Raw genomic sequence first — 23308 nt, 5'->3', positions numbered from 1 at the left:
AAAAACACCGAGACCCCTGCACTCGGCAGCTCCTACGGGAGCTGCGTTGGCGTTTTTTACAACACCAGATGCGGCAACCACAGCGACAGCGCAGGAATGTAAGTCACTCCCATCAACACCAGGAACAGCATTCCATAGAATGGCAGCAGGGCCTTCACGGTTTTTTCGATACTGACTTTACCCACGGCAGACCCCACGAACAGTACCGCGCCTACTGGCGGAGTGATCAATCCGATTCCCAGGTTTACCAGCATGATCATGCCGAATTGCACCGGGTCCACGCCAATACCCAGGATCACCGGCATCAGAATCGGGGTCAGTATCAGGATCAGCGGTGCCATGTCCATCACCGAGCCCAGCAGCAGTAACATGACGTTGATGCACATCAGGATCACATAACGATTATCCGACAGGGTCAGGAACATCGTGGTGATCTTCGCCGGGATCTGCATCAGGGTCATGATGTAGCCGAAACTGGCGGCGAAGCCAATCAGGATCATCACGATCGAAATGGTCCGTACGGTGCGATGCATCAGCTTCGGCAGCTCGCTCCATTTGTAGTCGCGGTAGATGAACATGGTCACGAAGAACGACCATAGCACCGCGATTGCTGCCGACTCGGTGGCGGTAAAAATGCCTGACAGAATCCCGCCAAGAATGATCACCATGGCCATCAGGCCCCACATGGCTTCGCCGCAGATCTTCAACGCCTGGCGCATCGGAATGACTTCGCCCTTGGGGTAGTTGCGCTTTTTCGCGAAGATCAGGCACAGCACCATCAGGCAAGCGCTCATCAATAAGCCCGGCACCACGCCGGCCATGAACAGCGAGGCGATCGACACCGTACCGCCCGCCGCCAGCGAGTAGAGCACCGAGTTGTGGCTGGGCGGGGTCAGCAGCGCCTGCACCGAACCACTGACGGTCACTGCAGTGGCAAATTCGCGGGGATAGCCACGGCGTTCCATCTCCGGGATCAACACCGAGCCGACGGAGGCGGTGTCCGCCACGGAGGAGCCGGAGATTGCACCGAAGAAGGTCGAGGCCATGATGTTGACCAACGACAGGCCGCCGCGCACGAAGCCCACCAGTACCCCGGCAAACGCCACCAGCCGGCGTGACATGCCACCTTCGGCCATGATCGCGCCAGCGAGGACGAAGAAGGGAATTGCCAGCAAAGAAAATTTGTTTACACCACCGGCGACCTGAATCATCAGGGCCTGGAACGGGATGTCGATCCACCACGCGCCGATCAGGGCGGATAGGCCCAGGGCATACGCAACCGGCATGCCGATCAAGATCAGTGCGAGAAAGCTGCCAAGCAGAATCAGAGCGTCCATTTAAGCGGCACCTTCACTTTCTTCAACGAGGTCGAAACGCACGACCCGACGGTTGCTTTGGTCACCGAGGAAGAGTTTTTCCAGGACAAAAACCAGCGTCAGCAAACCGCCCACGGGGATGGGCATGTACGTGATGCCGACCCGCAAGGTGGGTAGGGCGCTCATGAACTGGTTCCAGGTCGACAGGCACAGCTTGGTGCCCCAGATCGTCATGAACAGGCAAATGGTCGCCATCAGCAGTTGGGAGAAAATACTCATGGCCCTGCGCAATTCAGGCGCCATGCGGTCGGTGAGCATCGCCACCGCCATGTGTGCGCCGGCGCGGTAACTGGCGGCGGCGCCGATAAAGGTGAAGACCATCATCAGCAGAATCGCCGAAGGCTCTGGCCAACTGGAGCCTGTGCCGAGGATGTAGCGGGCGAATACGCCCCAGGGAATGATCAGGGCGATGGCCAGGACCGAAAGCCCTGCGACCCAGATGCAGCTCATGTAGATCTTGTCATTGATGCGCAGCAGTAGATTCTTCATCGGGTTCCACCGTAACCGGGCGCGCGATGACGTACACAGACGTCAGCGGCGCCGGCCTTTCATGAGTGCCAGGGAGGGTTATTGGACCGCTTCGATGCGTTTGATCAGGTCGGCGTAGGGCGCGCCGTATTTTTCGCGGATCGAAGCGGTGGCCTCGTAGAAAGGTTTCTTGTCGACGGTGATGAACTCGACGCCGGCCGCCTTGAGTTTTTCTTCACTGCTGGCGGACTTCGCATCCCACAGCGTGCGCTCCTGGGCCTGGGCGGCCTTGGCGGTTTGCTTCACCAGCACTTGCTGCTCGGGGGTTAGCTTGTCCCAGGTGATTTTCGACATCACGATAGGTTCTGGCAGGATCAGGTGGCCGGTGAGGCTATAAAACTTGGCGTTCTGGTAGTGGTTGTGTTCGAGCAGGGTCGGCGGGTTGTTTTCCGCGCCGTCGATCACCCCGGTCTGCAGGGCGCTGAAGATTTCCCCGGTGTCCATCGCAATGCCGTTACCGCCCATGGCATTGATGGTCTCGATGAACATCGGGTTGCCTTGTACGCGGATTTTCATGCCCTTGAGGTCTTCAAGGCTGCGAACCGGTTTTTTGGTGTAGATGTTGCGCGTGCCACCGTCCATCCAGGCCAGGGCGACCAGGCCGAATTCGGAATCGGTGATCTTGGCGAGGATTTCATCGCCCACTTCACCGTCGATAACCTTGCGCATATGCGCCTGGTCACGGAACACGAACGGCATGTTGAACACGTTCACGTCCGGTACCACGGGACCGACGATGCCGAGGCTGACGCGGGCCATCTGAATGGCGCCGACCTGGGCCTGTTCGACCACTTCCTTTTCCGAGCCGAGTACACCGCCGGCGAACATTTTAAAAGTCAGCTTGCCGTTACTGTCCGCCACCAGGGTTTTACCCAATTGCTCTTCTGCCACGACGGTGGGATAACCGGCCGGATGGATGTCGGCGAATTTGATTTCCAATGCCTGGGCGGCACTGCTGAGGGTGAAGGCTAAGGGGAGTGCGGCGGCGAGCAAGGTGCGTTTGAAGTCCATGGGGCGATTCTCCAGTCTTGTTGTTGTTTTTATGTAAGGCACAGCAAATGCAGCAAGGGCGGTTACAGCGAGTGATTGAACAGCGGTTCCGGCAAGCCCTGAACACCGGGGGTGAGGGCGAACACTCCACCGGCTAGGGATTGTGGGTCCTGGTCGTGACCTGGGCGGATCGAGGTCACGAACAGCGTGTCCAGCCGACTGCCACCGAAGGCGCACATGGTCGGTTTTTTCACCGGGACCGCCAGGGACCGATCCAGGCGGCCATCGGGGGTAAAACGATGTATCAGTCCGGCGTCATTGGCGCAGATCCAGTAACAGCCCTCGGCGTCCACCGCCGCACCATCGGGACGACCTTGATATTGGTTCATGTCGACGAACAGCCGGCGATTGGATGGGGTGCCGCTGTCGATGTCATAGTCGAAGGCCCAGATCTGCTGGACCAGTGGGTGTGAGTCGGAGAGATACAGGGTGCGGCCATCCGGGCTGAAACCCAGGCCATTGGGCACGATGAACCCGCCCAGCCGGGCTACAAGTGGCCCCGTCTGCCCGGCGCTGTAACGATATAGGCTGCCGTTGGCGGCATCAGCGCCCATGTTCAGAACCATGCTGCCGGCCCAGAAGCGGCCCTGGCGATCACAGCGCCCGTCGTTGAGGCGCATATCCTCTCGCGCGTGATCGACATGCGCGAGCAGTTCGCTGTCCAGGCTGCCATCGCTGTGCGCTCGCAACTGGAAGAACCCGCTTTCCATTCCGGCCACCCAGCTGCCATCGCTTTGACGAGCGATACAAGCGAGCATCTGCGGGGTTTTCCAGGCGTGCACGTGGCCAGTATCAGCGCTCCAGCGTTGCAGGACGCCGTTGGGGATATCCACCCAATACAGGGCGTTTTCCGCCGCGACCCACACCGGGCTTTCTCCAACCGCATTGCGGGCATCGACAATCAGTTCTGCGTGCATGGCCACTTATTCCCATGGTTCTTTTGCTGGGGGTTGCTGCTGGTCTCAGTCGCCGAACGGGCCGGCGGCGCAGAACGCCCCACCCTGGTAGACCCGTGCGGGATCATCGGCGGCGGGCAATGGTTGCGCCTCGACCTGGTCGCGGAACACTTCGGAGCTGTCCTGTGCCACATAGCCAAGGCCCGCAGCGAATCGGTTGTCCCACCACACTTCTTTGTTGTCGGACATGCCGTACACCACGGTATGGCCCACGTCAGGGGCATACAACGCGCGTTCGAGCAGTTGGGTCAGATCGCCGAAGCTCAGCCAGGTGCTCATCATCCGGCGATTTTGCGGTAGAGGGAACGAAGAGCCGATGCGGATGCTGACGGTCTCGATGCCGTATCGATCGAAGTAGAACGTCGCCATGTCCTCGCCATAGGATTTGGACAGGCCGTAGTAGCTGTCGGGACGGCGCGGGGAGTGGGCATCGAGGATCTCGCCCTGTGGGTAGAAGCCGATCACGTGGTTGGAACTGGCGAAAATCACGCGTTTGACGCCGTGCTTGCGCGCGGCTTCGTAGATGTGAAACACGCCGCAGATGTTGGCGCCGAGGATCTCTTCGAACGAACGTTCAACCGACACCCCGCCAAAGTGCAGGATGGCGTCCACGCCTTCGACCAGTCGAGCCACGGCCTGCTTGTCCGAGAGGTCACAGGTGACGACTTCTTCGCGATCATCCACCGCCGGGGTGATCTCGGCGATATCCGAAAGACGAATGACATTGGCATAGGGCCGCATGCTTTCACGCAGTACTTTACCGAGGCCGCCCGCAGCGCCGGTGAGCAGCAGGCGATTGAAAGGAGCTGTAGGGTGGGTAGTCATGGGAATCCCTGGACAAGCAGTCATTTTTGAAATTGTTGTAGGTTGTCGTACGACAGATTGAAGTATCAGTAGGGTTTTCCGTTCTTGTCAACGCGACTTATGTTGAAAGTCCATGCAAGGTATTGGAGACACCACCTCTGTGGGGAGGGAACAAGCTCACTCGCCACAGGCCCGGCGTTACAACAACGAAAGCGGATAGCTGATGAAAATCCGGTTTTCGTCGAATTCGTTGGTGCTGAAGTCCTTGCGAATCGACGCATTGCGCCACTTCACGTTGAGATTTTTCAGCGCGCCGCTCTGCACGGTGTATGCCAGTTCCGACTCGCGGCCCCATTCTTTGCCTTCGGTTATCGCGCCGGTGTGTACGTTATCGCCGCTGATGTAGCGGTTCATCATGGTTAGGCCAGGAATGCCCAGGGCGACGAAGTTGTAGTCATGACGCAGTTGCCAGGACTTTTCCTTGGCGTTGTCATAGCTGGAGTTGTAGCTGTCGTTGGCCAGGGTGCCGCCGCTGGTCCCGTTGACACGCATCCAGGCGCTGTCGCCAGTCAGCTTTTGCAGGCCGACGTAAAAAGTGTTGCCGCCATATTTAGCCGAGAGCATTGCAAAGGTGGTCTTGTTTTCCATGTCGCCGGCCAGGGCGCGGCCATCTTCCTTGCCGTTGAAAAAGCCAAGGTTGGCACCCAGGATCCAGTCGCCCAAAGGCTGGCTGTGACTCAGGTTGAAGTACTGCTGTTGGTAGATGTCGCTCAGTTCCGAATACCAGACGCCTACCAGGGTCCGCTTGTCGTTGAAGGTGTATTCACCACCACCGAAGTTGAAGCGGTCCGAAGTGAACGCCGCCCGGCCATTCATGGACATATCCTCCATGCTCGCATCGTTGCGCGGGCTGTTTTGGCGGAATTGGCCGCCGTAGAGGGTCAAGCCGCTGATCTCGGTGGAGGTGACCTGGCCGCCGCGAAAGGTCTGCGGCAGTGAGCGGCCATCATCCGAGCGCAGCACGGGCAATACCGGCATCCATTCGCCGACCTTCACTTCGGTCTTGGAGATCTTGCCTTTGACCGCTACGCCCATGCGTCCGAAATTGTCGGCCGGGCGCCCGCCATCGTGAATCGGCAACAATTGCGTACCGCTGGTGCCTTTGCCACTGTCGAGCTTTTGCGAGTACATGCCGAGCACATCCACACCAAAGCCGACGAAGCCATGGGTAAATCCTGATTTTGCGTCGAGGATGAAGCTCTGCGTCCACTCTTCAGCCTTGCCCTGTGGATAGGCCGGGTTGGTGTAGTTGCGATTGAAGTAGGCGTTGCGCAGGTTCAGTGTCGCCTTGCTGTCATCGACAAAACCTTCGGCCTGACTGATCAGAGGCAGGGCCAGAACGATTCCACCGAGGCTGATGAGGCTGAGGGTATGGCGGCGTGCAAAAGTCGGGCAAGGGGTGCAGGCGAAGGGATTGCGGACGGGTTGGCTCACAGTGACGCTCCGTTTTGTATTTTTGTTTTTATTGTTGTTATACGTCGTCGTACAACGTGGGTGCGATTATTTGCGAGGTTTAAGTGGGTTGTCAATCGGAAGTTGTACGATGACTTCTGGAGAAAATGGGATCGCTCCCACTCCTGTAAGAGCAAGCTCGTGCCTCCCGGGGTTATGTGTTTCGGTCAGGAAGGGGGGGTGTGTGTTGACCTGGGTTTTACGGCAAACTGGCAACACCTCCGACACAAGGGCAATGAATGGATCATTACGCTCCGCGCGCCTGGCAGCCTCACGAACGGCCCAGCTTGCCCGGTTCTCCCTCCACGCCTTTGCACTCCACGCCCAAGCGCCTGGCCTATGCGCTGGTCGGTTTGCTGGTGGCGTTGACCGGTGGGTTGGGTAACGCCCTGGTGATCGCCAACCTGCCTTATCTGCAGGGCGCGCTGGGTGCGACTACGGCCGAGATGGCCTGGCTGCCGGCGGCGTACGTGATGACCAATGTGTCGATGAACCTGCTGCTGGTGAAATTTCGCCAGCAGTTCGGCTTGCGAGCGTTCACCGAAGTATTCCTGGTGCTCTACGCGCTGGTGACATTCGGCCATTTGTTCGTCAACGACTTGAACTCGGCGATTGCGGTGCGGGCGGCGCACGGTATGGTCGGGGCGGCGCTGAGTTCGTTGGGCCTGTACTACATGATCCAGGCGTTCCCGGCGAAGTGGCGAATGAAAGCGCTGGTGCTCGGGCTGGGGACGTCGCAGCTGGCTCTACCTCTGGCCCGGCTGTTTTCTGAAGACCTGCTGCAAATCGCCGAATGGCGTGGGTTGTACCTGTTTGAGCTGGGCATGGCGCTGCTGTCCCTGGGGTGTGTGTTTCTGCTCAAGTTGCCACCCGGGGATCGCTTCAAGACCTTTGAAAAACTGGATTTCCTGACTTTCGCTATTCTTGCCAGCGGCGTCGCGCTGCTCTGCGCGGTACTCTCGTTGGGGCGTATCGACTGGTGGCTGGAAGCACCATGGATTGGCGTAGCGTCGGCCGGATCTATCGCGCTGATCTTTACCGGCCTGGCCATCGAACACAACCGTAGCAACCCGATGCTGATGACACGCTGGCTGGGCAGCGGGGCGATGATTCGCCTGGCCCTGGCGGTGGTGCTGATTCGCATGGTGACCTCCGAGCAGTCCACCGGCGCAGTCGGTTTCATGCAAACCCTGAACATGAGCAGCCAACAACTGTACAGCCTGTATGTGGTGATGCTGATCGGCAGCATCTCCGGGCTGGTCACCAGCGCGCTGACCATCAATCCCAAACATCTGTTCAGCCCCTTGATCCTGTCGCTGGCACTGATGGCCGTTGGCTCGGTGATGGACAGCTATTCGAACAACCTCACTCGGCCGGAAAATATGTATTTCAGCCAGTTTTTGCTGGCGTTCGGCAGTACGTTTTTCCTCGGCCCGACTCTGGTGCTGGGTACGCGCAATGTGCTGACCAACCCGCGCAACCTGGTGAGTTTTTCGGTGCTGTTCGGTATCTGCCAGAACCTCGGCGGCCTGATCGGTGCGGCACTGCTGGGCACTTTTCAGATCGTTCGCGAGAAATTTCATTCCAGTAATATTGTCGAACACCTGACGTTGACCGATCCGCTGGTAGCCGCCCGGGTCCAGAGTGGCGGCAATGCCGTGGGTTCGGTGATCGCCGATCCCGGCCTGCGCAATCTGCAAGGCATACGCAGTCTGGCGACGGCTGCTACGCGAGAGGCCAATGTGCTGGCCTATAACGACGTGTTCATGCTGATCGCAGTCATAGCCGTGCTGACCATGACCTGGATCTCCATTCGCGCCCTGTGGCTAATGAGCACCACGAAAAACGTCACCCTAACGCCTTCCGACTCCATCAGCGGCGCCACTTCTTCATGACCGAACCGACCACTACGACCACCAACGCCATTGCCGCCACCCCCGAGGGTGTCGCGCCACCGTCCACGCCCGTCACTGAGCCTCGCTCGCTACGGGTTCGGGTGCTTTCTTCGATGGGTTTTGCGGCTATTGCCCTGGTGGGTGTGCTGATCGTGTTGTATGCCTGGCAGTTGCCGCCGTTCAGCAGTGCGATCGAGACCACGGAAAATGCTCTGGTGCGCGGCCAGGTGACCATCATCGGCCCACAGCTCAGCGGCTACGTCTATGACGTGCCGGTCTCGGACTTCCAGTTCGTCAAGACCGGCGACTTGCTGGTGCGCCTGGATGACCGGATCTACCAGCAGCGCCTTGATCAATCCCTGGCGCAACTGGCGGTGCAAAAAGCCGCTTTGGCCAACGTGGTGCAGCAGCGCAACAGCGCCGAGGCGACCATCGCGTTGCGCCAGGCCGCAGTCGCCGGCAGCCAGGCCCAGGCCCGTAAAAATGCAGCCGACCTGCGCCGCAACAACGAGCTGGTGCGCGATGGCTCGGTTTCCAAACGCGAGCTGGATGTAAGCCTGGCGGCGAGCGCGCAGACGATTGCAGCGGTCGCCCAGGCTCAGGCTAATTTGGAAATCGCCCGCCAGGACCTGCAGTCGGTGATCGTCAATCGTGGCTCGCTGGAAGCGGCAGTGGCGAGTGCTGAGGCGGCAGTGCAACTGGCGCGCATCGACCTTTCCAATACCCGAATAGTCGCGCCTCGGGACGGCCAGCTTGGGCAGATCGGTGTGCGTCTGGGGGCCTATGTAAACTCCGGAGCGCAGCTGATGGCCCTGGTGCCGAATCAGCTGTGGGTGATTGCCAACATGAAGGAAACCCAGATGAACAACGTGCGGGTCGGCCAGCCGGTGACGTTCACTGTGGATGCACTGGATCACCGCAAGTTCACGGGTCGGGTGCAGCGAATTTCACCGGGTACCGGTTCTGAATTTGCGCTGCTGCAAGCCGACAACGCCACCGGCAACTTCGTCAAGATCGCGCAGCGGGTGCCGGTGCGAATTACCGTGGATGAGAATCAGGCTGAGAGCGAGCGGCTGCGGCCGGGGATCTCGGTGGTGGTGAGTATCGATACGGCGGTGGAGGGGGGCGAGTAGGTCAAGATCAAAAGATCGTAGCCTGCGATCGTTTGATTCTAGGCGGCTACCATCGGTGGCATGGTCCCCAGCAGCGACACCGCTGCCACTGCGCCAATCCCCAATAGCCACTCCATGATCACGCTGATTTTCAAAGCCCCTATCCGCTGCTCGCAGTCCTTGATCCGCAAGCGGTTGAACAACGCCAGTCCCAGCATCGCCACCACCAGCCCCACCTTGATCAGCAGAATCAGGGCAAATCCGGACCAGAGTGGCGTCGGCCATAGCTGTCCGGTCAGCACTCGCACGTTAATCAAACCCGTCAACACCAACCCCGCCACCAGCGTGTAACCCACACCACTGAATCGCTGCAGAATGGCGGCGATCGGATGTGCTTGGGGCTGGCGCAAGATCATCACCAGCAGCATCAACCCGCCGAGCCAGATGCCGACGCACATCAGGTGCACGATCTGATTGAGGATCAGCAGCTGGCCGCTCAAGCCATCGAGCATCGCGCCATGGCCTACGGGTGCGAGCGTCGCCAGCAACAAGCCACCCAGGACCAGCCGCAGCAGCAGGGATGCATGCCAGGGGCTCAGCAACAACGCCAGCAACAGCCCATTGAACAACAGATGCCAGCGCCATACCTGGCCAAAAAACGTATTGCCCATCACCCGTTGCAGGGTCGGCCAGTCAAGCGCGGCCGCCCAGTCCCCGGCCATGCTGGCGGTGATCAACAGCAGCCAGCAGACGCCACTCACCATCGCCACCGCCGCCAGCCACCGGCTCAACCGCGTCAACGGCTGATCCAGCGTCGTGGCGTGGCGGCCCAAGAGCAGGGGCCTGAATACCCAAGCCCCGACCAGCATCAGCACCACGGTGAAATGCAGAAAGCGGCACAGCACCATCGCGCTCGTCATGAATTACTGGCCAACCTTGAAGCTGTAGGCGCCTTCACTTTTGTGGGTATCGACGGACACCGCGTGCCATTCAACCTTGTACACCCCTGCAGTCAACGGCGCTTGCGGGGTGACCACCAGGGTTTTCTTGTCGCTGCCTTCGGTGGCCAGGTTTTTCACCGGCACGTTGCTGCCGTCCTTGCTCAGGGTCACCTTGGTGAAGGCCGCTTCTACACCTTCGGAAAATATCAGGCGCAGTTCTACCGGTGCGCTGACCGTGGTGTCGGCGGCCGGGCTCTGGCTTTTCAGGTGGGCATGAGCGCACACCGACGAAGCGGCGAACAGCGAGCCGAGAAGGGTGACGGTGGTCAGGGTTTTCTTGAGCGTCATCATGGAATACCTCTGGGGCAGGTTCGAAGAGATGGGCAGTTTACCTTCCAGGGCGAGCCGAGACGAAGTTTCGTTTTCCCCTGTCGCCGCGACGTAGAGCGGATGCTAGTCTTGAGCAACGCTGTCGCCAGGGAGCCCTCATGGGCAATCACAAGATCGAGATCCGTCGCAGTAACGTCGAGAAAATTCTGCTGGGGGCTGAAAAGGTCTTCGCCGAAAAAGGCTTCGGCAGCACCGCCATGGCGGACATCGCCGCTGAAGTGCAACTGCCGCGCTCCAACCTGCATTACTACTTCAGCACCAAGAGCGAACTCTACAGTGCCGTGCTGTTCGACCTGCTGGAAGTCTGGAAACAGGACGCCCTGTGCTTCGAGATGTTCGACGACCCCCGCGTAGTCCTCAGCAGTTATATCCGCGCCAAGATGCAGCACTCGCGCAGCCGGCCCTATGGCTCCAAGGTCTGGGCTAACGAAATTATCCACGGCGCGCCGACCCTGGGTGAGGCACTGGACGCCAGCCTGTACGACTGGGCCAAGATGAAGGAAGCGAAAATCCGCCAGTGGGTGGAAGACAAACGCATCCTGCCGGTGGAGCCCTCCAGCCTGCTGTACATGATCTGGGCATCGACCCAGCACTACGCTGACTTTGATCATCAGGTGAATATCCTGAATGATCACCAGCCGCTGTCGGATATGCAGTTCGAGCGGGCGGTGCAGACGGTGACGAGTGTGATTTTGCGGGGGATTGGGTTGGAGCCGTAGACAGTTTTGAGAAACGTGTAAAGTCGTTGGTTGAGGTCGGTCACTCGTCTATGTCTGCGGCTAGAACTGTGAGAGCTCCGGCATTACCTGGGTTACTTCCACAATCAGTATTCCATCAACCCCCTACCGCCTCTCCGGCCGAAAAATCGAGCTCAATCGTTAAATGTTTGTTGGCGAATCTCTTGTTGAGCTTTATGTGTGTAAAAATGTTCTACGCTCTGTTTTCTGACTTCGGCTAACAATGCTCTTCCTGCGCGGGTAATGGCTGGGCGCTCCTGTTCATTAGCTAGTTCATACTTTCTTTTGTTGCTTCTCAATTTGTTAACTAGAGGCAAGTCAGCTACCGTTTTAAATTCTGGTACTTTCTTGTTGAGGTCGTATGAATTGGAGAAGTTAACAATTTTTTGTTGTGCTGGTGTTAGGTTGGTAATATCAATCTCCGGTGAGAAAAGGTCTCGGAAATGATTTTTGAATACATGTAACTCAGCTTTTTTGGGTGCTGGCCCGGAAAAATTGTGTGTGGTTAAAGGAGCGATTGGCTGTGAAGACGTGGCAGATGCTACTTGAGATATTGGTGCGGGGCTGGCTTGTCGAGATGATGTAACGGGACTGACTGGTCTTGTGGGAGTGATTAGTCGCGGAATTTTTATGTTGCCAGTCGGGTCGTAAAAATTAACCGGATCTCCCGCGCAATATGCGTAGGAGTTAATGCCGCCGCCGCGAAAAGGACTCATCCTGTCTGGACTGTTGAGTCGCATCAATATGGGGCTATAAGTTCGCTCGCCCTTTCCTAAAATATAGTGTCCAGTTATGGCGTCAGGGGACTCGCCGTTAAAGCCGAGCAACCGGCTTAAACCATGTCTGCCCGAATGATGCCCGTAGGCTGTATAAGCCAATCTTTCAGGGTTGGTTTGCGCCAAAGTTTGTAACAATGAACGGGCTTGGTCGGTCGCCAATAGTGTTGTTTCGTTTGAATCATCTGCAACTTCATGCTGTGCCAGTGGCTGAGCTTCATGGCGAATGATAGTGCGTTGCGAGTGCTCTCCCAACTCGGTCGCCAGGTGGTTGCCCTGGTAGAAACGCTGGGTGCTTCCGTGAACCGAAAGACTAGTGGCTGACAGGCAATCTACGGCGTCGTAGTGATACTGCTGGAGGATTTTCAAGGAGGGCGTCATGAGTGGAATGTCCCTGGATAAACATGCTCTCACGATCTGATTTTTGTTGTTCCTTGTCTACTAGCAGATCTGATAGTCCTTACGTCGGTGTTGCGCTTGAAAGATCGCAGCCTCGTTGCACTCGACAGCTCCTACGGAGGGCGTGGTGGCGCTGGATCCGGGTAGGAGCTGTCGAGTGCAACGAGGCTGCGATCTTCTACTGTTTAAAGGTCAGACTGCGACATGGTACGGATTGCGCGGATCGTGGTTCCAGTCCAGGAACGGCTTGCCGCTGTCGATCGGCACCATCTCGATGCAGTCCTGCACCGGGCAGGTGATCTGGCACAGGTTGCAGCCCACACATTCATCGTCGATCACTTGATACTTGTGCGTGCCATCGGCCTGCTTGAGGCTGGCCACCGCCTGGTGCGAGGTGTCTTCGCAGGCGATGTGGCAGCGGCCGCAGCCGATGCAGGCGTCCTGGTCGATTTTGGCGATGACCTGATAGTTGATGTCGAGATACTTCCAGTCCGTGGTATTAGCCACTGCTCGTCCGGAAAAGTCCGCGATGCTGGCGTAGCCCTGGCTGTCCATCCAGCGTGACAGGCCGTCTTTCATCTCCTCGACGATCCTGAAACCATGCAGCATTGCCGCCGTGCACACCTGGACCGAGCCGCTGCCGAGCGCGATGAACTCCGCTGCGTCGCGCCATGAGCCAATGCCGCCGATACCGGAAATGGGTAGCCGCTGTGTCTGCGGGTCGCGTGCGATTTCGGCGACCATGTTCAGGGCGATGGGCTTGACCGCCGAACCGCAGTAACCACCGTGGGTACTCTGGCTGCCGACCACGGGGTTGGCGACCATGCGTTCCAGGTTGACGCTGGTGATGGAGTTGATGGTATTGATCAGCGACACCGCATCGGCACCGCCGCGATGCGCAGCACGGGCGGCGACGCGGATGTCGGTGATGTTGGGCGTGAGCTTGACGATGACGGGCAGAGAGCAATAAGTCTTGCACCAGCGCGTAACCCGTTCCACGTATTCCGGTACCTGGCCGACCGCCGCGCCCATGCCCCGCTCGGGCATGCCGTGGGGGCAGCCGAAGTTGAGTTCGATGCCGTCAGCACCGGTAGCTTCCACCAGCGGCAGAATGAATTTCCACGACTCTTCCACGCAAGGCACCATCAGCGAGACGATCAACGCGCGGTCCGGCCAGTCCTTTTTGACCTGGGTAATTTCCCGCAGGTTGATTTCCAGGGAGCGATCGGTAATCAGCTCGATATTGTTGAAACCCATGACCTCCCGGTTAGCGCCAAAGAGCGCCGAGTAGCGCGATGACACGTTGACTGCTGCCGGGTCCTCCCCCAGGGTTTTCCAGACGACGCCACCCCAGCCAGCCTCGAAGGCGCGGACCACGTTGTAGGCCTTGTCGGTGGGAGGCGCGGACGCCAGCCAGAACGGGTTGGGGGCTTTGATACCGGCGAAGTTGATCGAGAGATCGGCCATTTACGCAGCCTCCACATTGAGCATGAGTTGGGCGTGGATGGCCTCAGCGGCCAGTTTGCCGTGTTGTACCGCTTGCACGGTGAGGTCCTGATCGAGGCTGGTGCAATCGCCCCCTGCGTACACGCCAGGAATACTGGTACGCAGCTGTTCATCGACCTGGATGCGCTCGCCCTGGCGTTTCAATTCCCGGGCCAGTGGGTCGGCGAGGGCGCTGGCGTCGAAGGCCTGGCCGATGGCTTTGAAAATCGCGTCGGCGGCCAGTTCGAAGCTTTCACCCGTGGTTTGCAGTCGACCGTCCAGAAGTGAGGTGCGGGCGAAGCGCATGCCGCGCACGTTACCGTTGTCATCGAGCAACACTTGCTCCGGTTGCGCCCAGGTGAGCAGGCGTACCTGATTGGCCTTGGCGATGTCCTGTTCGTGGCCCGTGGCGCCCATTTCTTCAACACCTCGGCGGTACACCAGGTTGACGTCGCGGGCACCGAGGCGGGCCATTTGCACGGCCATGTCGATGGCCGTGTTGCCTGCGCCGAGGACGATGCAGCGATCGGCCAGGGGCAATTGAGTCAAGTCGTCGGCCTGGCGCAGTTCGCGGATGTAATCGGTAGCAGCGAGCAGTCCCGGCGCGTCTTCATGGGCCAGGCCCAGCTGCTTGCTGGCGCTGAGGCCGATACCAAGGAACACCGCGTCGAATTGCTGGTGCAGTTCGCTGAGGGTCAGGTTCTTACCGAGTTTTTGCCCGTGACGGATTTCGATGCCGCCGATTTGCAGGAGGAAATCCAGTTCTTTCTGGGCATAGTCGTCCACCAATTTGTACTTGGCGATGCCGTACTCGTTGAGGCCGCCGGCCTTTTCCCGGGCCTCGAAGATCACTACGTCATGGCCGTGCATGGCGCTGCGGTGGGCGCAGGACAGCCCTGCTGGACCGGCACCGACTACAGCGATGCGTTTGCTCGTGGCCGCCGCGCGGGTGAATGGATGCGTGCTGAAATGCGCGTTGTCGACCGCGTAGCGTTGCAGCAGCCCGATCAGGACCGGTGCGCATTCATGATCGTTGTTGCGCACGCAGGCTTGCTGGCAAAGAATTTCCGTGGGGCAGACTCGCGCACAGCTGCCGCCCAGTATGTTCGCAGAGAGGATCTTATGGGCGGCACCTTGCACGTTGTCCGCATGGATATTGCGGATGAACGACGGGATATCGATTTCACTCGGGCAGGCATTCACACAGGGAGCGTCGTAGCAATACAGGCAGCGCGATGCTTCCAGGTGCGCCTGCCGGTCGTTGAGGGGTGGCGCCAGGTCGCTGAAATGACCGGCGAGGGCGGTCGCCGACTCGTGGGGGTGCGGAAGGTGGTTCAGGCTCTTGATCACGGTGTTGGCCTCACGGTTATTGAGGTGCTGCCTCTGGTGGGCAGTGGTATTTATACAAATCAACGTGGCGAGGGAGCTCGCTCCCGCTGGGTGACGAAGTCGCCCCTTATCCTCGCCATGGCTTCGCAGTTAACGTTTCACTGCAGTCGGCCTGGTCAACTCAGCCCGCTTACTTAACAAGTCAAACACCGCCGGATACGCTGGCCGTTCGACATACCGCCCGGCGCCGCGCTCGGCCCGCAGGTCACCATTGGCCCAGACCACCCGGCCCTGGCTGATCGTATGGCTGGGCACGCCGCGTACGGTCTTGCCTTCAAAGATGTTGAAGTCGACCTGCTGATGATGGGTTGCCGCCGAAATGGTCCTTGTACCTTGCGGATCCCACAGCACCAGGTCGGCATCTGAGCCCACGCGAATGGCGCCTTTGCGCGGATAGAGGTTAAAGATTTTCGCAGTGTTGGTTGAGGTCAGCGCCACGAACTGCTGCATCGAGAAACGCCCGGTGTTAACCCCTTCCTCCCAAAGCACGGCCATGCGGTCTTCAATACCGGCAGTGCCATTGGGGATCTTGCTGAAGTCGTCGCGCCCGGCCGCTTTCTGCTCGGCGCAGAAGCAGCAATGGTCGGTGGCGGTGGTGTGCAGGTTGCCCGATTGCAGCCCGTGCCACAGCGCTTCCTGATGACCGCGTGGACGGAAGGGGGGGCTCATCACGTAGCCGGCGGCGGTCTGCCAGTCCGGGTGCTGATAGACGCTGTCATCAAGCAGCAAGTGCCCGGCCAGTACCTCGCCGTAGACTTGCTGGCCCTTGCTGCGCGCATAGGTGATTTCGTCGAGGGCTTCCTTGGTTGAGACGTGCACCAGGTACAGCGGGGTACCCAGGGTTTCGGCAATCCGGATCGCCCGGCTCGCCGCTTCACCCTCCACCTGCGAAGGCCGCGACAGCGGATGCGCTTCTGGTCCGGTGATGCCTTGGGCCATCAGCTTGCGTTGCAGGTGGTACACCAGCTCGCCATTTTCCGCGTGCACGGTCGGTACGGCGCCCAGTTCCAGGCAGCGTTCGAAACTCGCCACCAGCGTATCGTCAGCCGCCATGATCGCGTTCTTGTAAGCCATGAAATGCTTGAAGCTGTTGACCCCGTGCTGGCTGACCAGCTCGGCCATTTCTTCGCGAACCTGCTCGCTCCACCAGGTGATAGCGACGTGGAAGCCATAATCCGATGCCGATTTTTCCGCCCAGCCGCGCCACTGATGGAATGCTTCCATCAGCGATTGCTGCGGATTGGGAATCACAAAGTCGATGATCGAGGTCGTGCCACCGGCGAGCCCCGCCGCGGTGCCGCTGAAAAAATCTTCGCTGGCCACCGTGCCCATAAAGGGCAGTTGCATGTGAGTGTGTGGATCGATACCACCAGGCATCAGGTATTGGCCACTGCCGTCGAGCACTTCGGCACCGGCCGGAATATCCAGTTGTTCGCCGATGGCTTTGATCACGCCGTCGGCGCAATAGACGTCGGCGCGATAACTTTCATCATGGGTAACAACGGTGGCGCCACGGATCAACAGAGACATTCCGAGTTCCTCGCAGGCAATGACCGACTTGTGCCGGTTCTAAATGTTTTATATGAACCAGACGCAAACAGGTGTATTCCTGTCAGCGCTGTCAGGAATAGAAACTAGTCTGAGTTCAAGGAATGAGCAAGATTATTTTTTATAAGCGTATATTCACATCAAGATATTGATAAATAAGGATTAATTATATTAATCACCAATTTGGTTCAGGCTTTCACCATTTTGACGCACTTGACAGGTTGCCAAAATAGACGAGATTTCCTATGGGAAATCAGCTGCTTGAGAAGCGTCTATGGTTAACACGCAAAGCTGGGAAAAAATCTGATGCACCAGTTTGAGTCCTGACGGTTCGGACAACTTGTCCGGTAGTCGCCCTGAAGGCCGGGCAGCGCCCCGAGGAATGACTGTTTATATGATTAAAAATGTTAATTTTCATAGAGTTAAAGCGTTTTAATGGATCTGCCCGATGCGCAAGCGGGGCAACCGGCATGTTTATTGATGTCGCCAGCCCCTGATGAGCAAGATAATCAAAAATAACAGTGGAGCGGCCATGCAACAGATCAGATCGCAAGTGACCGAGCGCAACGGCTTATATGAGCTGGAAGCCGGCACCGACGTCCTTGACAGTCCCCGTTACAACCACGACATGGCACCGACCAAGGTGGGTGACCGAACCTGGAACAAGTGGCACATCACGGCATTGTGGGTCGGCATGTCGATCTGTGTGCCGACCTACACCCTCGGCGGCGTGCTTACTGCTTATTTCGGCCTGAGCGTCGGCGAGGCGCTGCTGGCCATTCTGTTTGCCAACATCATTGTGTTGATCCCACTGACGCTCAATGCGTTTCCCGGTACCAAGTACGGCATCCCCTTTCCGGTATTGCTGCGTTCCTCGTTCGGCATTCTTGGCTCCAATATTCCCTGCCTGATCCGCGCTTTGGTGGCGTGTGGCTGGTTCGGGATCCAGACCATGTTTGGCGGATTGGCGATTCACCTGTTCCTGGGCTCGGTGTTCGAGGGCTGGAAGTCTCTGGGCGGCACCGGCGAAGTGATAGGTTTCATGGTGTTCTGGGTACTGAATCTGTGGGTAGTGATCCGCGGTGCCGAGTCCATCAAGTGGCTGGAGACGCTATCCGCTCCCTTGTTGGTGCTGGTGGGGGTAGGGCTGCTGGTTTGGGCAATGCCTAACGTGTCGATGACCGAGCTGATGTTGATCCCGGCCAAGCGTCCGGAAGGCGCTAGCGTAGTCAGCTACTTCGCCGCCGGGCTCACCGCGATGGTCGGTTTCTGGGCCACGTTGTCCCTGAATATTCCGGATTTCAGTCGTTATGCCAAGAGCCAGAAGGACCAGATACTCGGGCAGATTATCGGCCTGCCGCTGACTATGTTCCTGTTCGCCGCCCTGGGGGTGGTGATGACCGCTGCCTCAGTGAAACTGGTGGGTGTGACCGTGTCCGACCCGGTGACTCTGATCGGCCATATCCAGAGTCCGGTTTGGGTTGCCGTGGCCATGGCGCTGATCATTATCGCGACACTGTCGACCAACACGGCGGCGAATATCGTGTCGCCCACCAACGATTTCCAGAACATTGCGCCCAAGGTGATCAACCGCACCAAAGCGGTATTGCTGACCGGTGTGGTGGGGCTGGTGCTGATGGCCCACGAGCTGTTGAAAAAGCTTGGATTGATCGTGTCCGACGTTAGCCTTGAGACGGTGTATTCCAACTGGCTGCTGGGTTACTCGAGCTTGCTGGGGCCGATTGCCGGGATCATGGTAGTGGACTATTTCCTGATCAGGAAACAGCAGCTGGACCTGGCGGGGTTGTACCGCGATGACGTGTATCCGGCGTGGAACTGGTTCGGTTTTATCGCCTTCGGCGTGCCGGTGGCGCTGACCCTGCTGTCGTTGGGCAGCGATGCGTTCAGCTGGTTTTACAGTTATGGCTGGTTTACCGGTTCGGCGTTGGGTGGCGTGATTTATTACGGGTTGTGTTCGATGCGACCTGACCCGTCTGTTGCGAAGTCTGCGGTGTAGATACCGACCTCATCGCGGGCAAACCCGGCTCCCACAGAGTGTTGTCAGACATAACTACTGGGAACACCACCCACCTGTGGGAGCCGAGCTTGCCCGCGAAGACGGCAGTGAGCACACCGAAAAAACATCTGATTAAACCAATAACAAATCGCCTGAGGAGATCATCATGAACGCTGCTGTAGACGTTCTGCAGTCCACCCATCAGCACATCAACCGCGACCGCCTGTGGCAGTCGCTCATGGAGCTGGCCAAGCTCGGCGCCACGGTCAAAGGCGGCGTCTGTCGCCTGGCCCTGACTGACCTCGATCGTCAGGCCCGCGATATCTTTGTCAAATGGTGCGAAGAGGCGGGTTGCACGGTGAGCATCGATGGTGTCGGCAATATTTTTGCCCGCCGTCCCGGGCGCAATCCGGACTTGCCTCCAGTGATGACTGGCAGCCACATCGACACCCAGCCCACCGGCGGCAAGTTCGACGGCTGCTTTGGTGTGCTGGCCGGTGTCGAAGTGCTGCGGACCCTCAACGATCTCGGCGTGGAAACCGAGGCGCCGCTGGAAGTGGTGGTCTGGACCAACGAAGAGGGCTCGCGCTTCGCCCCGTGCATGATGGGCTCCGGAGTCTTCGCGGAAAAATTCACGTTGGAGGAAACCCTGGCCAAAGTCGATGCCGACGGAATCACCATGGGCGAAGCACTCAATGCCATCGGCTATGCCGGCCCGCGCAAAGTCAGCGGCCATCCGGTCGGCGCCTATTTTGAAGCGCATATCGAGCAAGGCCCGATTCTTGAGGACGAACACAAGACCATCGGCGTGGTCATGGGCGCCTTGGGGCAGAAGTGGTTTGACCTGAAGTTGCGCGGCGTCGAAGCCCACGCCGGGCCGACGCCGATGCACTTGCGCAAGGACGCTCTGGTCGGTGCCGCCATCATCGTCGGGGCGGTCAACAGTGCGGCTCTAGGTCATCAACCGCACGCCTGTGGCACGGTCGGTTGTCTGCAAGCTTATCCCGGCTCGCGAAATGTCATTCCTGGCGAAGTGCGCATGACCCTGGATTTTCGGCATCTGGAACCGGCCCGCCTGGATTCGATGATTGCCGAGGTTCGTCAGGTGATAGAAACCACTTGCCAGAAGCATGGCCTGAGCTACGAGCTGACGCCCACCGCCGACTTCCCACCACTGTATTTTGAGCAGGGCTGTGTTGAAGCGGTGCGAAATGCCGCGCAAGGCCTGGGTCTGTCGCACATGGACATTGTCAGCGGTGCTGGGCATGACGCGATCTTCCTTGCCGAACTGGGGCCCGCGGGGATGATCTTCGTGCCGTGCGAAGGGGGTATCAGCCACAACGAAATCGAAAACGCTGCACCGGATGACCTGGCGGCGGGGTGTGCGGTGTTGTTGCGGGCAATGCTGGCGGCTTCGGCGGCGATTGCGCGCAGGCAACTGGCAGCTTGAATGCGACCCTTGTAGGCGCTGGCGAAGCCTGCGTCTTTTGGCAGCTTTGAATACTGCTAAAAGATCGCAGCCTGCGGCAGCTCCTACAGGGGTTGTGGTCAGTCGTCGACGTGCATCAATTGCTGCACACCTTCCCACGCTTCGGCGCGCATGCGCTCCAGGTCCAGGCCCGGTATCACTCCGTCATCCACCACCACCCGGCCACCCACCAGGCTGTAGCGCACGGCGATCGGTTCGCCGGCGACCACAGGCGCCACCGCCAGGTCGTGGAAGCCGAAGAAACGCGGGTGATTCAGGCCGTAGATGACCAGGTCCGCTGCCTGCCCGATCTCCAGCGTGCCCACTGCACCGAGCCCCAGTACCCGAGCGCCGCCGGCAGTGCCCCAATGAATCACGTCTTCGGCGGTGGTCGCGCCAGCACCTTGTTCGGCCCGGTGAATCAGCCACGCGGTATTCGCTTCACCGACCATGCTCCCAGACTCGTTAGACGCCACGCCATCGACGCCGAGGGATATCGGCACGCCGGCCTCGGCCATCTGTGGCACTGGCGCAATACCGCTACCCAGGCGCGCGTTGCTCACCGGACAGTGGGAAACGCCGGTGCCCGTCTGCGCGAGCATGCGGATCTCGCCAGGTTGCAAGTGTACTGCGTGGGCGAACCAGACATCCGGGCCGAGCCATTCGTGTTCAGCGACGAACTCAACCGGTAGGCAATTGTATTTTTCGCGGCAGAAATTAACGTAGTTCTGCGTCTCCGACAGGTGCGTGTGCAGGCGCAGGCCAAGGCCACGAGCCGTATGAGCCAGTTCGCGCAGCAGAGTGGGGGGGAGCGAAAAGGTGGGGGTGGTCGGCGCCACCACGACCCGGCGCATGGCGTCCGGGATGTCTTGGTGATAGCGCGATTTCAGGCGCTCGATGTCACCGACCATTTGCTCCAGCGACTCCGGCTGCAGCGCGGTTTTTGAAAATCCGGGGTGCGCACTCGCCGACTCCAGGGCACCTCCTCGGCACAGCACGAAGCGCAAGCCGAATTCGTCCGCCATGTCGAACAGCAGATCACCGGTCTCGGTGGTGCCGTGGGCGTGGTACAGGTAGTGATGGTCGGCGCAGGTCGTCACCCCCGACAGCAGTAACTCGGCCATGCCCAGCCGCGCGGCAATGCGTGACAGCTGCGGGGTGAAACGGTTGAGGCGCGGGTATGGCACGCTCGCGAGCCATCCTTGCAGGTCCTGGTTCAACCCCTCGGGCACGGCTTTGAGCAGGTTCTGGAACAGGTGATGATGAGTGTTGATCCAGCCCGGATACACTAGGCAATGGCGCGCGTCGATTACTTTTTCCCCAGGTTGCGCCTGCAGGCCGGCAGCCATTTCGGCAATGCGCCCGTTGACCACGCGGATGTCGACGCTACCAGCCCGGGCGCGTTCGCCGCGCAAGCCGGTCATCACTGCCTGCGGGTTTTTGATCAGGATATTTTGAAGTTGAGTCATGAGTATCTCCGGTCAGAGGCTGTGGGAGGCTGGTTTGGTGGCGGCGCTGTCAGGAGCGCTGACGCCGTTGAGCGCTGCGTTGAGCAGCACCGATACCAGGCACGCGATCACCACGCTGCTGTGCAGGAACGGCTGGCTCCACTCGGGCAGTTGCTTGAACAGCGCCGGGGCCAGCACCGGCACCAGGGCGGCGGCGATGGTGAACCCTACGATCAGCACGTTGTAGCGATTGCGCTCGTAGTCGACCTTGGCCAGGGTCTGGATGCCGGCGGCCGCGACCACTCCGAACATCGCGATCCCGGCACCGCCGAGGGCAGCAGTCGGCATCGAGGCAATGATTGCCCCGGCCTTGGGCACCAGGGCCACGCTGCACATGAGCAAGCCGCTGATCGCTACCACCCACCGACTGCGCACGCCAGTGAGGATCACCAGGCCGACGTTTTCCATGAAGGCAATGAACGGGAACGCGGCGAACATGCCGGCGATGGTGCTCGCCAGGCCGTTGGCGCGCAGGCCGTTGATCACCTGTTTTTCTTCCACAGGTTTGTCGACGATGTCACCGATCGCGACGAACAGCCCCATTGATTCGACCATCTGCACAATCATCACCACCACCATGGTCGCGATCGGGATCAGGCTGAAGGTCGGTAGGCCGAAGTAGAACGGGTAGGGCACGGTGAGCCAGGGCGAATCGCCGACGCTGCTGAAGCTGCCCATGCCCAGGCCGTAGGCCAGCCCCGCACCCACCAGCATGCCCACCAGCATCGCCATGTTGCGCAGCATCGGGCTGCCGTAGCGGTTGACCAGCAGGATGGTCAACAGCACCACGGCGGCGACGGCCAAATACGCTGGTGCGCCGAAATCGCTGGCATGACGCCCGCCACCGACCCACTCGTAGGCAATCGGGAACAACTGCAGGCCGATCACGGTGACGATGCAGCCGGTGACCACCGGCGGGAAATAGCGCCGCAATCGGCCGACGAAGGGCGCGACCAGCATGGTGAAGATCCCGGCGCCGATCACCGCTCCGCAAACCCCGGCAAATCCCACCTCCGGGTTGCTGCCAATAGCGATCACCGGGCCGACGCTGCTGAAGGCCACGCCCTGCAGAATTGGCAGGCGCACGCCGAATTTCCAAAAGCCCACGGTTTGCAACAGCGTGGCGATGCCCGAGCAGAAAAGCGTGGTGCTGATCAACACCACGGTATCGGCCTGGGACATTTTCAAGGCGCTGGCGACAATCAACGGCACGGCGATGGCGCCGATGTACGAGACGGCCATGTGTTGCAGGCCGAGGGTGAGCATTTGGCGGACCGGCAGTACCTGGTCGACCGGGTGGATAGTTGAAGGGGGAGTGGCTGACGACATGGGAATCACCTCTTGCTGTTTTTATGCTGTAGAGAGGGGTATTCGTGCGATGTGCCCGGAGCCGCCATCCACCGGCTCCGATGCCGTT

The 23308-nt window shown here is 59.4% G+C and carries 19 protein-coding genes; 5 read left to right on the top strand and 14 right to left on the bottom strand.

Annotation, left to right across the window (positions count from 1 at the left end; genetic code table 11):
* Nucleotides 1-56: 56 nt before the first annotated feature.
* The 6 genes from L9059_RS03975 to L9059_RS03950 form a co-directional block, all read right to left on the bottom strand.
* Nucleotides 57-1337, bottom strand: a complete 1281-nt coding sequence (locus L9059_RS03975) for a TRAP transporter large permease (protein WP_247287967.1) — start codon at nucleotides 1335-1337, stop codon at nucleotides 57-59.
* Nucleotides 1338-1865, bottom strand: a complete 528-nt coding sequence (locus L9059_RS03970; protein WP_247287965.1) for a TRAP transporter small permease — start codon at nucleotides 1863-1865, stop codon at nucleotides 1338-1340.
* Nucleotides 1866-1943: 78 nt separating this feature from the next.
* Nucleotides 1944-2915: a TRAP transporter substrate-binding protein gene (locus L9059_RS03965; RefSeq protein WP_247287955.1), complete on the bottom strand. Its 972-nt coding sequence runs from the start codon at nucleotides 2913-2915 to the stop codon at nucleotides 1944-1946.
* Nucleotides 2916-2977: 62 nt separating this feature from the next.
* Complete coding sequence (locus L9059_RS03960) at nucleotides 2978-3871, bottom strand: SMP-30/gluconolactonase/LRE family protein (protein WP_247287952.1); 894 nt, start codon at nucleotides 3869-3871, stop codon at nucleotides 2978-2980.
* A gap of 45 nt (nucleotides 3872-3916) precedes the next feature.
* Nucleotides 3917-4735 (bottom strand): NAD-dependent epimerase/dehydratase family protein, encoded by an 819-nt coding sequence (locus tag L9059_RS03955; protein ID WP_247287950.1) that lies wholly within the window; start codon nucleotides 4733-4735, stop codon nucleotides 3917-3919.
* 177 nt (nucleotides 4736-4912) lie between these two features.
* Nucleotides 4913-6208 carry an OprD family porin gene (locus tag L9059_RS03950; RefSeq protein ID WP_247287948.1) on the bottom strand — a complete coding sequence of 432 codons (1296 nt, stop codon included), beginning with the start codon at nucleotides 6206-6208 and terminating at the stop codon, nucleotides 4913-4915.
* A gap of 257 nt (nucleotides 6209-6465) precedes the next feature.
* Between L9059_RS03950 and L9059_RS03945 the strand changes: the two genes are divergently transcribed.
* Together L9059_RS03945 and L9059_RS03940 are read left to right on the top strand one after the other, a co-directional pair.
* The gene (locus tag L9059_RS03945; RefSeq protein WP_247287946.1) at nucleotides 6466-8121 is read left to right on the top strand and encodes an MFS transporter; all 1656 of its coding nucleotides are present in this window, start codon (nucleotides 6466-6468) and stop codon (nucleotides 8119-8121) included.
* Nucleotides 8118-9254: an HlyD family secretion protein gene (locus L9059_RS03940; protein ID WP_247287944.1), complete on the top strand. Its 1137-nt coding sequence runs from the start codon at nucleotides 8118-8120 to the stop codon at nucleotides 9252-9254. Before L9059_RS03945 ends, L9059_RS03940 begins: the two co-directional genes overlap by 4 nt.
* Nucleotides 9255-9292: 38 nt before the next feature.
* On the opposite strand, the gene copD is transcribed toward L9059_RS03940, so the two are convergent.
* Entirely contained in the window at nucleotides 9293-10153 is an 861-nt protein-coding gene (gene copD, locus L9059_RS03935) for a copper homeostasis membrane protein CopD (RefSeq protein WP_247287933.1), read from the bottom strand.
* 3 nt (nucleotides 10154-10156) lie between these two features.
* Complete coding sequence (copC, locus tag L9059_RS03930) at nucleotides 10157-10522, bottom strand: copper homeostasis periplasmic binding protein CopC (RefSeq protein ID WP_247288311.1); 366 nt, start codon at nucleotides 10520-10522, stop codon at nucleotides 10157-10159.
* Nucleotides 10523-10662: 140 nt separating this feature from the next.
* Here copC and L9059_RS03925 point away from each other — a divergent pair, with 140 nt between their 5' ends.
* On the top strand, nucleotides 10663-11283 hold the full coding sequence (locus L9059_RS03925) for a TetR/AcrR family transcriptional regulator (protein ID WP_122839627.1): 621 nt from the start codon (nucleotides 10663-10665) through the stop codon (nucleotides 11281-11283).
* Nucleotides 11284-11435: 152 nt separating this feature from the next.
* Here the strand turns inward: L9059_RS03925 and L9059_RS03920 are convergent, their stop codons facing one another.
* The 4 genes from L9059_RS03920 to hydA form a co-directional block, all read right to left on the bottom strand.
* On the bottom strand, nucleotides 11436-12458 hold the full coding sequence (locus L9059_RS03920; protein WP_247287931.1) for an RHS repeat-associated core domain-containing protein: 1023 nt from the start codon (nucleotides 12456-12458) through the stop codon (nucleotides 11436-11438).
* A 210-nt stretch (nucleotides 12459-12668) separates the two neighbouring features.
* Nucleotides 12669-13943, bottom strand: a complete 1275-nt coding sequence (preA, locus tag L9059_RS03915; RefSeq protein WP_247287914.1) for an NAD-dependent dihydropyrimidine dehydrogenase subunit PreA — start codon at nucleotides 13941-13943, stop codon at nucleotides 12669-12671.
* On the bottom strand, nucleotides 13944-15311 hold the full coding sequence (locus L9059_RS03910) for an NAD(P)-dependent oxidoreductase (RefSeq protein ID WP_247287904.1): 1368 nt from the start codon (nucleotides 15309-15311) through the stop codon (nucleotides 13944-13946).
* A gap of 129 nt (nucleotides 15312-15440) precedes the next feature.
* Entirely contained in the window at nucleotides 15441-16880 is a 1440-nt protein-coding gene (gene hydA / locus L9059_RS03905) for a dihydropyrimidinase (protein WP_247287902.1), read from the bottom strand.
* A 550-nt stretch (nucleotides 16881-17430) separates the two neighbouring features.
* Between hydA and L9059_RS03900 the strand changes: the two genes are divergently transcribed.
* Together L9059_RS03900 and L9059_RS03895 are read left to right on the top strand one after the other, a co-directional pair.
* Nucleotides 17431-18915 carry an NCS1 family nucleobase:cation symporter-1 gene (locus tag L9059_RS03900; RefSeq protein WP_247287892.1) on the top strand — a complete coding sequence of 495 codons (1485 nt, stop codon included), beginning with the start codon at nucleotides 17431-17433 and terminating at the stop codon, nucleotides 18913-18915.
* 166 nt (nucleotides 18916-19081) lie between these two features.
* Nucleotides 19082-20365 carry a Zn-dependent hydrolase gene (locus L9059_RS03895; RefSeq protein WP_247287890.1) on the top strand — a complete coding sequence of 428 codons (1284 nt, stop codon included), beginning with the start codon at nucleotides 19082-19084 and terminating at the stop codon, nucleotides 20363-20365.
* A gap of 98 nt (nucleotides 20366-20463) precedes the next feature.
* On the opposite strand, the gene L9059_RS03890 is transcribed toward L9059_RS03895, so the two are convergent.
* Both L9059_RS03890 and L9059_RS03885 read right to left on the bottom strand, forming a co-directional pair.
* A complete protein-coding gene (locus L9059_RS03890; protein ID WP_247287888.1) occupies nucleotides 20464-21852 on the bottom strand; it encodes an amidohydrolase family protein in 1389 nt (462 codons plus the stop codon).
* Nucleotides 21853-21864: 12 nt separating this feature from the next.
* Nucleotides 21865-23220, bottom strand: a complete 1356-nt coding sequence (locus L9059_RS03885) for a nucleobase:cation symporter-2 family protein (RefSeq protein ID WP_247287886.1) — start codon at nucleotides 23218-23220, stop codon at nucleotides 21865-21867.
* Nucleotides 23221-23308 lie beyond the last annotated feature (88 nt).

The organism is Pseudomonas violetae (genome assembly GCF_023072615.1).
In the GTDB taxonomy this organism is placed as follows: Bacteria; Pseudomonadota; Gammaproteobacteria; order Pseudomonadales; family Pseudomonadaceae; genus Aquipseudomonas; species Aquipseudomonas violetae.
This window is presented reverse-complemented; position numbering and strand designations above follow the sequence as displayed.

Excerpts from the sequence above, each read along its gene's own strand:
- L9059_RS03925 (WP_122839627.1), top strand. The coding sequence starts at position 10,663 with ATGGGCAATCACAAGATCGAGATCCGTCGCAGTAACGTCGAGAAAATT.
- L9059_RS03885 (WP_247287886.1), bottom strand. The coding sequence starts at position 23,220 with ATGTCGTCAGCCACTCCCCCTTCAACTATCCACCCGGTCGACCAGGTA.
- L9059_RS03895 (WP_247287890.1), top strand. The coding sequence starts at position 19,082 with ATGAACGCTGCTGTAGACGTTCTGCAGTCCACCCATCAGCACATCAAC.
- hydA (WP_247287902.1), bottom strand. The coding sequence starts at position 16,880 with ATGTCTCTGTTGATCCGTGGCGCCACCGTTGTTACCCATGATGAAAGT.
- L9059_RS03945 (WP_247287946.1), top strand. The coding sequence starts at position 6,466 with ATGGATCATTACGCTCCGCGCGCCTGGCAGCCTCACGAACGGCCCAGC.
- L9059_RS03965 (WP_247287955.1), bottom strand. The coding sequence starts at position 2,915 with ATGGACTTCAAACGCACCTTGCTCGCCGCCGCACTCCCCTTAGCCTTC.
- L9059_RS03920 (WP_247287931.1), bottom strand. The coding sequence starts at position 12,458 with ATGACGCCCTCCTTGAAAATCCTCCAGCAGTATCACTACGACGCCGTA.
- copC (WP_247288311.1), bottom strand. The coding sequence starts at position 10,522 with ATGACGCTCAAGAAAACCCTGACCACCGTCACCCTTCTCGGCTCGCTG.
- L9059_RS03970 (WP_247287965.1), bottom strand. The coding sequence starts at position 1,865 with ATGAAGAATCTACTGCTGCGCATCAATGACAAGATCTACATGAGCTGC.
- L9059_RS03940 (WP_247287944.1), top strand. The coding sequence starts at position 8,118 with ATGACCGAACCGACCACTACGACCACCAACGCCATTGCCGCCACCCCC.
- L9059_RS03960 (WP_247287952.1), bottom strand. The coding sequence starts at position 3,871 with ATGCACGCAGAACTGATTGTCGATGCCCGCAATGCGGTTGGAGAAAGC.
- L9059_RS03900 (WP_247287892.1), top strand. The coding sequence starts at position 17,431 with ATGCAACAGATCAGATCGCAAGTGACCGAGCGCAACGGCTTATATGAG.
- L9059_RS03975 (WP_247287967.1), bottom strand. The coding sequence starts at position 1,337 with ATGGACGCTCTGATTCTGCTTGGCAGCTTTCTCGCACTGATCTTGATC.
- copD (WP_247287933.1), bottom strand. The coding sequence starts at position 10,153 with ATGACGAGCGCGATGGTGCTGTGCCGCTTTCTGCATTTCACCGTGGTG.
- L9059_RS03890 (WP_247287888.1), bottom strand. The coding sequence starts at position 21,852 with ATGACTCAACTTCAAAATATCCTGATCAAAAACCCGCAGGCAGTGATG.
- preA (WP_247287914.1), bottom strand. The coding sequence starts at position 13,943 with ATGGCCGATCTCTCGATCAACTTCGCCGGTATCAAAGCCCCCAACCCG.
- L9059_RS03955 (WP_247287950.1), bottom strand. The coding sequence starts at position 4,735 with ATGACTACCCACCCTACAGCTCCTTTCAATCGCCTGCTGCTCACCGGC.